The organism is Micromonospora sp. NPDC049559, from assembly GCF_040676675.1.
Lineage (GTDB): Bacteria > Actinomycetota > Actinomycetes > Mycobacteriales > Micromonosporaceae > JBFAPK01.
The window spans coordinates 340166-347550 of the sequence record NZ_JBFAPK010000004.1 but is presented as its reverse complement, the minus strand read 5'-3'; the positions used below and the strand labels follow the sequence as shown (position 1 = coordinate 347550).

The window sequence follows — 7385 nt, the reverse complement described above, 5'->3', positions numbered from 1 at the left end:
GTGCCAACAGCCCGCCCCGGCCCGGGCCGGGTTCCCCATTCGAGGGAACCCGGCCCGGGCCTTTTCGCATGGTCTGCCTGCGCCTACGTGAGACCTTTACCGGTCATGGCGCGCCAGTTCCGTTCCGCGGACCGGATGATGGCGTTGCCGAGTAGTTCGAGGAACCGGCCGGCCGTCGCGAGCCGGGCACCGGCGACGGTCTCGGCTCCGTAGAGGTCGGCGCCGCGCGGCGCGGTGGCGGCGCGCCGGGGTGGTCGCGCTGCCGGTCACCTGGTGAGGCGCGCCGACGCTCGCGATCGCCACCGGAGCCGACGGTGGCCGGACGGCGCCGGAGCTGACCGTGTCCGGGACCGACCGTGTCTGAGGCGCGCCAGCACCGACGGTGTCCGGGACCGGCCGTGGCCGGGGCGCGCCAGCACCGACGGTGTCCGGGACCGGCCGTGGCCGGGGCGGTGGCGGGTCAGCCGGGCAGATGGTGGTGGCGGTTGTGGCGGCCCACGAGGATGTCGGCGATGGCCGCGACGAGGGCGATCACGATGAAGCCGATCGCGATGAGCAGCGCGTCGCGGAAGGCCCGGGACCAGCCGTTGCCGGTGGCCGCGAGGGTGGAGAAGAAGGCCGCACCCACGCCGGCGATGCCGGCCGCCGCGCCGATCCGCTGCCCGGTCTGGAGCATGCCGGCCGCGCTGCCTGCCTGGGGGACGGGCACCTCGGAGAGCGTCAGCGTCTGGTTCGGTGTGATCACCAGCCCGCTGCCGATGCCGGCGACCAGCAGCGGGGCGGCCAGGGCGAGCGGCGCGCCCCGTCCCGGTACGAAGTGCAGAGTGACCACGACCGCGCCGAGGCCGAGCGCGACCAGGGCCAGTCCGGCGGCGACCAGCGGGCGGCCGAAGCGGTTGACGATCCGGCCACCGATTGCGGCGGCGACGGCCGAGCCGAGCGCGAACGGGGTGATCGAGATGCCCGCGAGCAGCGCGCTGTAGCGCAGCCCGTTCTGCACGTACAGGGTGTAGATGAAGAAGATGGCGGTGAACCCGGCGAAGTAGAGCAGCGCGATGACCCCGCCGAGGGTGTACGAGCGCAGCCGGAACAGCGCGAGGTCGAAGATGGGCTCGGCGTGCCGGGCGTGTCGCCGCTCCCAGGCGGCGAAGCCGGCCAGCACGGCGATGCCGGCCGGGATGAGTAGCCACTTCAGCGGCGTCGCCCACTGCCGCTCCTGTACGAGGGGCAGCAGCACCAGCACCACGCCGAGGGCGAGCAGGAGCACCCCGACCGGGTCCAGGCTGGGCCGTCCCGGCCGCCGCTCCGGTCGTCCCGGCAGTACCCGCCAGGCGAAGGCGATCGCGACGATCCCCACCGGGACGTTGACGTAGAAAACCCAGCGCCAGCCCTCGCGGGTGCCCTCCAGCGCGATCAGGAGGCCGCCCAGCAGCGGGCCGACCGCCGTCGAGATGCCGATGACGGCACCGAGTATGCCGAACGGGCGGCTCCGCTCGGGACCCTGGAAGAGCTGCTGGATCAGGCCGACCACCTGCGGGTTCACCACGCCGGCGGCGGCGCCCTGGATCAGGCGCGCGATGATCAGCCAGCTCGGCGACTGGGCCAGGCCGGCGGCCGCGCTGGCCAGCGTGAACAGCGCCAGCCCGACCACGAAGACGGTACGGCGTCCCCGGGCGTCGCCGATCCGGCCCGACGGTACGAGGACCAGCCCGAAGGTCAGGGCGTAGCCGGAGAGCACCCACTGCAGGGCGCTGGGGCTGGCGTGCAGCGCGGACTCGATCGAGGGGATCGCGACGTTGACGATGCTGACGTCGAGCAGCGTCATGAACGCCGCGACCAGGCCGATGGCGAGCGCCTGCCACCGCCGGCGGTCGGTCGTTCCGCCGGTGGCCGGGTCGCGGTTCCGGTTGTCGGCTATGCCGGTTGCCTCGCGCACCAGCGGGGACCGAAGTCCAGCCCGGCCATGGGTGAGTCCTCCCGGTGTACCAGATTCTTCTCACCAAGATTGTGCAACGGCGCGACGAGTTGTTCCTCAGTGAGCCCGGCCTCCTGCGCGATCACGGCCGGGTACGGGACCTGTCCGCGGGCTTCGAGGGCGGTGACGGCGATGTACACCCGCTCTTCGAGGTCGGTTAGCGGCACCTGTTCCATGATGACCTCCCTGGCCCGACACCGCTGTCGGGCACCCTGCGCTGCGGCGGATACCCGTCGCGGGCCGGATGATGCCCTCTGAACAGGGCGGATGTCGGCCCCAACGGGCGGGGCGCGCCGCGCGGCGGCCGGGTCCGGGCGCCGAGGTGACCTTGCCCTAGGCTGCTCCCGTGACCGCATGGGACGTCGCCGTCGTCGGGGGCGGGCCGGCCGGGCTCTCCGCCGCGTACGCGGCCGCGCGCGCCGGCGCCCGGACGCTGGTGTTGGAGAAGGCCGAGCATCCGCGCTACAAGACCTGCGGCGGCGGGCTGATCGGTACCTCGCTGGCGGCGGTCGCCGGCCGCATCGACGTGCCCGCCGACGACCACGTCGACCGGGTGACCTTCACCAACGACGGGCGGCGCGAGTTCACCCGGGCCCACCCGACGCCGCTGCTGGCGATGGTGCGCCGCGAGGCGTTCGACGACCGGCTGCGCCAGGCGGCGGCCGACGCGGGCGCCGAGGTCCGGCAGCGGACGGCGGTACGCGCCATCGAGCAGGACGCGAGCGGCGTGCGGCTGCGCCTGGCCGACGGGTCGTCGGTACGGGCCGGCAGCGTGGTCGGCGCGGACGGCTCCTCCGGCGTCAGCGCCCGGTACGTGGGGGTCCGCTACCGCCAGGTGGACCTCGGCCTGGAGGTCGAGCTGCCCATCCCGGCGGAGCTGCGGGAACGCTGGCACGGCCGGCTGCTGATCGACTGGGGTCCGATCCCCGGCTCGTACGCGTGGGTCTTCCCGAAGGGCGACCGGCTGACGGTCGGGGTCATCGCCGCCCGGGGCCAGGGCGAGCCGACCCGCGGCTACCTGCGCCGCTTCGTCGAGCGGTTGGGGCTGACCGGTGTCACGCCGGTGCACGACTCGGGCCACCTGACCCGGTGCCGCGAGGACGACGCGCCGCTGCGGCGGGACCGGGTCCTGGTCGCCGGGGACGCGGCCGGCCTGCTGGAGCCGTGGAGCCGCGAGGGGATCAGCTACGCGCTGCGCTCGGGCGCGCTGGCCGGCGCGGCGGCGGCCAGCGGAGACCTCGACGGGTACGAGCGCGCGATCCACGAGGGGCTGGTGCCATCGATGCGGGCGGGGTACCGGCTGCTGGCGGCGTACTCGCGACACCCCGGGATCTTCCACTCGCTGCTCGCCACGCCGCCCGGCTGGCGGTTGTTCACCCGCTTCTGCCTCGGCGAGGCGTCGTTCGACCGTACGCTGAGCCGGCTGCCGGTCCGCGCGGCGCTGGCGCTGCTGCGCTGACGGTCGGCCGCGCGCGACCGCGAACCCCCGGCGCGCCGCGGAGGGCGCACCGGGGGAGTGGGCGACGGGTCAGAAGGTGAGCTTCGCGGCGGCGTCGGCCGGCAGGCCGGCCGCGGGACCGAGGAAGATCTCCTGCGGTCCTGCGTCGACCGGGCGCAGGGTGCGGGTGACCCGCGCGTCGAGGTCGACCACCAGGAACTGGTCGTGCCGCGCGGCACCGGGCGGGGCCGAGTCGCCGAAGACGTGCACCAGCAGGTGTCGGTCGTCCGCCCAGCCGACCAGCCGCGCCGGCCGGTCGAGCCGTACCGGCCGGTCGAGCGCCCCGGTGGCCGGGTCCGCCACGTTGATGACCGTCTCCGGCCCGGGGCTCTCCTCGTCGACGAGCGCCATCCGGCCGCCGTCCGGCGAGAAGGCGCCCGACCGCGCGAGAGGGGTCTGGACCGGTACGGTGGCCTGTTCCTTCCCGGACAGGTCGTAGAAGCGGATGCCGGTGGTGATGTACGCGTTCTCCTGCTGGTTGAGCACGGAGAGGGTCAGCGCCACCCCGTCGCTCGTCGGCGTCCACGTCAGCCCGTGGCCCTGCGCGTTGTGCGTCTCCAGGTCCGGCAGGGCGACGAAGCTGGTCCGCAGCGTGTCCGGATCCACCAGGACGAACCCGCCGGTGCCCTGGCCCGGGCGCGGCCGGTGGGTGAAGAGGATCCGCCGTCCGTCCGGCGACCAGTGTCCGTCCTGCGAGTATCCCGGGAATCCGGTGATCCCCGGAGGTGCCTCGATCCAGCGGACCTGACCGCTGGCCCGGTCCATGATTCCGGCCCGGCTCGGGTGCGCCGTGCTGTTGTCGCCGATACCCACGAGCACCCGCCTGCCGTCCGGCGAGGGCATCGCGAAGCGGTACGGGACCCGGTCGTACCGGCCGGTGCGGTAGTTGAGCAGCAGCGAGTAGTTGTACGCCGGGCTGGGGTCGGCGATCTTCGGGTCGCGCACGCCGCTGTAGGCGGTGACCACGGACGGCCCGGGGCCGCCCGCGGCGGTCCGTCCGGCCGTCCCGCCGTCTCCCGGCAGGCCGACGGCGACCGTTCCGACCACTGCGGCCAGCGCGGCGCAGGCCGCGACGGCGCCGGTGGTGAGCCGGGCGAGCCGCTGCCGGCGGGCGCGCCGCAGCGCGGCACGGGCGAGCCCGGCCGGCGGGGTGGCGTCGGTGAACTCCTGGAAGGTGTCCCGGAGCGCCTCGGTGACCTGCGGGTTCATCGGTCTGCCGCCTCCTTCGTGGCGAGGATGTCGAGCCGGGGTGCGATCTCGCGCAGCCGCGCGAGCGCGCGGGCGGCCTGGCTGCGTACGGTCGATTCGGTGCAGTCGAGGATCTCGGCGATCTCGCTGTCCGGCCGGTCCTCGAAGTAGCGCAGCACCAGCACCGCGCGGTGGCGGGGCGCGAGCCCGTTCAACGCCTGCCAGAGCGCCAGGTGCAGGTCCACGGTCGCGGTCTCGTCGCGGGCCGAGGCCATCTCGGGCAGGTCGGCGGTGCTGACCTCCGGGCGTCGCTTGAGGCTGCGCCACCAGCTCGTCCGCTGCCGGTAGAGGGCCGTGCGGAGGTATGCCTCGGGGTTGCCGGTGCGGATCCGTCCCCAGTGCCGGGCGCCCCTGGTCAGCACGGTCTGGAGCAGGTCCTCGGCCTGCTGCCGGTGACCGGTGAGGGCGAGCGCCGTTCGGAACAGCGCGTGTGCGCGCGCCTCGATGAAGGCGCTGAATTCCCGTTCGAGTTCAGCGTCCATGCGGGTACCTGTCCGTCATACCGGTGACAACGCCGGCCCGGGACCGGTTGCTGCTCGCCCGCCCGAAACGGTCGGCCCGAATCCACGGCCGTGGCCGGAGGCTCGAATCCGCCGGGTCGACCTCGGGCGCGGATCCGCCGGCCCGGCCGCGAGCCGAACCCGCTGGCGCGACCTCGGGCCGGAAGCGAACGGCCGGTACCGCCGGGCCACGGTGGTGGCGGCGGTACCGGCCGGTCGGCGGGTCCGTCAGGCGAAGACGGGTACGCCCTCGCGGACCAGCTGCCAGTTCGGCTGGTAGAAGTCCGCCGGGTCGATCCGGCCCTTGGCCTGCGCCCAGTCGATGAGCAGCTGGCGGATCTCCTTCTGCTCGTTGTAGACCTGGGTCTTCACGATCCCGGGGAACGCGCCGCCGCCGCTGCGCCGGTAGTTGTTCACCGCGATCACGAACTGGTCGGTGTCGGCCACCGGCCGGTCCGTACCCGGGTGGACCAGCCGGGTGATGCGCTGCCCGACCGGCTTGCTGATGTCGATGTCGTAGTCCACGCCCGAGATGGTGTCGTAGTTGTAGTCCGGCACGGTCGGGTCGTTGACCTGCTCCGGGTCGACCGCCACGCCCGGCGCGAAGGTGCGGAAGTACTTGGCCGAGTACTCCAGGTACGCCCGGACCTCGGCCCCGCTGATGGTGACCGCCTCAAGGGTGTTGTCGTAGATGTAAAGGCCCGCCACGTCCTTGATCTTGACGTCGCCGGCCGGGAAGACCGCGGTACGGCTGAACGGCGCCGCGATCGACAGCACCGGCAGGGCGGCGTACTGGGTGCCGGCGAGCGCGGCCGTCACGGTGTCGGTCTGCACCTTGTTGATGTAGTCGAGGATCGGCGTGTCGCGGTAGCGCGACTCGGCCGCCGACAGCTCCGTCACGGAGGTCGCCACCACCTGGTTGATGTAGGCGACCGTCTTGTTGTGCTGGGCCCGTACCGCCGCCAGCACCGCGGGGTCCTCGACCACGGTGTTGGTGTTGAGCATCGTGGCCCGCTTGCCGGTGATCCGCCAGCGGCCGTGCTCCCGGACCAGGGTGAAGTCCATCCGGGTCAGCCGCTGCCCCCACTTGGAGGGCTCGGAGAGGAGCACCTGCTCGCCGGTCGGCTCGCAGGTGACGAAGCGCTGCACGACCTCGTTGTGGGCGTGTCCGAAGAGGATCGCGTCGATGCCCGGCACCTGCTGGGCGATCAGCGCGGACGGGTTCTCGTTCGGCACCTCCGGGCCGTAGCTGGAGGTGCCGCTGTCGCCGCCGTGCGCGGAGAGCAGGACGACGTCGGCGCCGCGGGCGCGCATCAGCGGAACGTACCGCGCCGCCGTGGCGATCATGTCGTCGAAGCGCAGCTTGCCCTCGACATTGCCCTTGTCCCAGATCGCCACGCCGGGGTTGGTCAGGCCGAGGATGCCGACCCGCAGCGTCGGCGCGCCGGGCCCGAGTGAGACCTTCTTGATGACGTACGGCTCGAAGGCCGGCCTGCCGGTGCGCGCGTCGACCGCGTTGGCGGCCAGGGCCGGGAAGCCGAGCTGGCGGATCCAGAGGTTCAGCAGCGGCAGGCCGTAGTTGAACTCGTGGTTGCCGAGCGTGACGGCGTCGTAGTCGATGACGTTCATGGCCCGCGCCATCGGGTGCTTCTCGCCCGTCGAGGTGATCGGCTCCTGCTTGGCGTAGTACGTGGCCAGCGGGGTGCCCTGGATCGTGTCGCCCGCGTCGAGCACCAGGGTGGCCTTGTGCCGCCGCTCGGCCCGCACCTGGTTGACCAGGGTGGCCAGCTTCGCCACGCCGACGTCGTTGTGCGCGCTGTCGTCGTACTCGGCGTCCCGGTAGTAGTCCCAGTTGTAGACGTTGCCGTGGGTGTCCGACGTGCCGAGGACGGTGAGGTCGTAGGTCTTCGGCGTGGACGGCCGGTGCGCCTGCGCCGGTGCGGCGGCCACCAGCGGCGCGGCCGCGGCCGCCGCGGCGGCGGCCAGGATTTGGCGCCGCGACGGGCCGGAGGAGTGGGTCATTACGGGCCTTTCCTTGACGGTCGGTGCGCCTCGTGGGCGCTGAGGCGCACCTTAACGACCCGCCTGCCCGCACGCCAGCTCGGCGACGGCCCGAAAGGACGCCGCCACCAGCCGTTAATCCGTCACGCCACCGCGACCCGCC

The 7385-nt window shown here is 73.3% G+C and carries 6 protein-coding genes; 1 reads left to right on the top strand and 5 read right to left on the bottom strand.

Annotated elements, in window-relative coordinates; translation table 11 throughout:
- Nucleotides 1-460: 460 nt before the first annotated feature.
- A complete protein-coding gene (locus tag AB0J86_RS08915) occupies nt 461-1918 on the bottom strand; it encodes an MFS transporter (RefSeq protein ID WP_363854797.1) in 1458 nt (485 codons plus the stop codon).
- Entirely contained in the window at nt 1915-2151 is a 237-nt protein-coding gene (locus AB0J86_RS08910) for a hypothetical protein (RefSeq protein ID WP_363854752.1), read from the bottom strand. The genes AB0J86_RS08915 and AB0J86_RS08910 overlap by 4 nt, the downstream gene beginning before the upstream one ends.
- Nucleotides 2152-2321: 170 nt before the next feature.
- On the opposite strand from AB0J86_RS08910, the gene AB0J86_RS08905 reads away from it, so the two are divergent.
- Nucleotides 2322-3434 (top strand): geranylgeranyl reductase family protein, encoded by a 1113-nt coding sequence (locus AB0J86_RS08905; protein ID WP_363854749.1) that lies wholly within the window; start codon nt 2322-2324, stop codon nt 3432-3434.
- A 69-nt stretch (nt 3435-3503) separates the two neighbouring features.
- On the opposite strand, the gene AB0J86_RS08900 is transcribed toward AB0J86_RS08905, so the two are convergent.
- The 3 genes from AB0J86_RS08900 to AB0J86_RS08890 all read right to left on the bottom strand — a co-directional run bounded on the left by AB0J86_RS08900 (nt 3504) and on the right by AB0J86_RS08890 (nt 7243).
- Nucleotides 3504-4682 carry a hypothetical protein gene (locus AB0J86_RS08900; RefSeq protein ID WP_363854746.1) on the bottom strand — a complete coding sequence of 393 codons (1179 nt, stop codon included), beginning with the start codon at nt 4680-4682 and terminating at the stop codon, nt 3504-3506.
- The gene (locus AB0J86_RS08895) at nt 4679-5203 is read right to left on the bottom strand and encodes a SigE family RNA polymerase sigma factor (protein WP_363854743.1); all 525 of its coding nucleotides are present in this window, start codon (nt 5201-5203) and stop codon (nt 4679-4681) included. The genes AB0J86_RS08900 and AB0J86_RS08895 overlap by 4 nt, the downstream gene beginning before the upstream one ends.
- Before the next feature lie 246 nt (nt 5204-5449).
- Nucleotides 5450-7243, bottom strand: a complete 1794-nt coding sequence (locus tag AB0J86_RS08890) for a 5'-nucleotidase C-terminal domain-containing protein (RefSeq protein ID WP_363854740.1) — start codon at nt 7241-7243, stop codon at nt 5450-5452.
- Nucleotides 7244-7385: the final 142 nt, after the last annotated feature.

Bases quoted from the DNA above. Each gene is read 5' to 3' on its own strand.
- AB0J86_RS08900 (WP_363854746.1), bottom strand. From the start codon at position 4,682: ATGAACCCGCAGGTCACCGAGGCGCTCCGGGACACCTTCCAGGAGTTC.
- AB0J86_RS08890 (WP_363854740.1), bottom strand. From the start codon at position 7,243: ATGACCCACTCCTCCGGCCCGTCGCGGCGCCAAATCCTGGCCGCCGCC.
- AB0J86_RS08910 (WP_363854752.1), bottom strand. From the start codon at position 2,151: ATGGAACAGGTGCCGCTAACCGACCTCGAAGAGCGGGTGTACATCGCC.
- AB0J86_RS08895 (WP_363854743.1), bottom strand. From the start codon at position 5,203: ATGGACGCTGAACTCGAACGGGAATTCAGCGCCTTCATCGAGGCGCGC.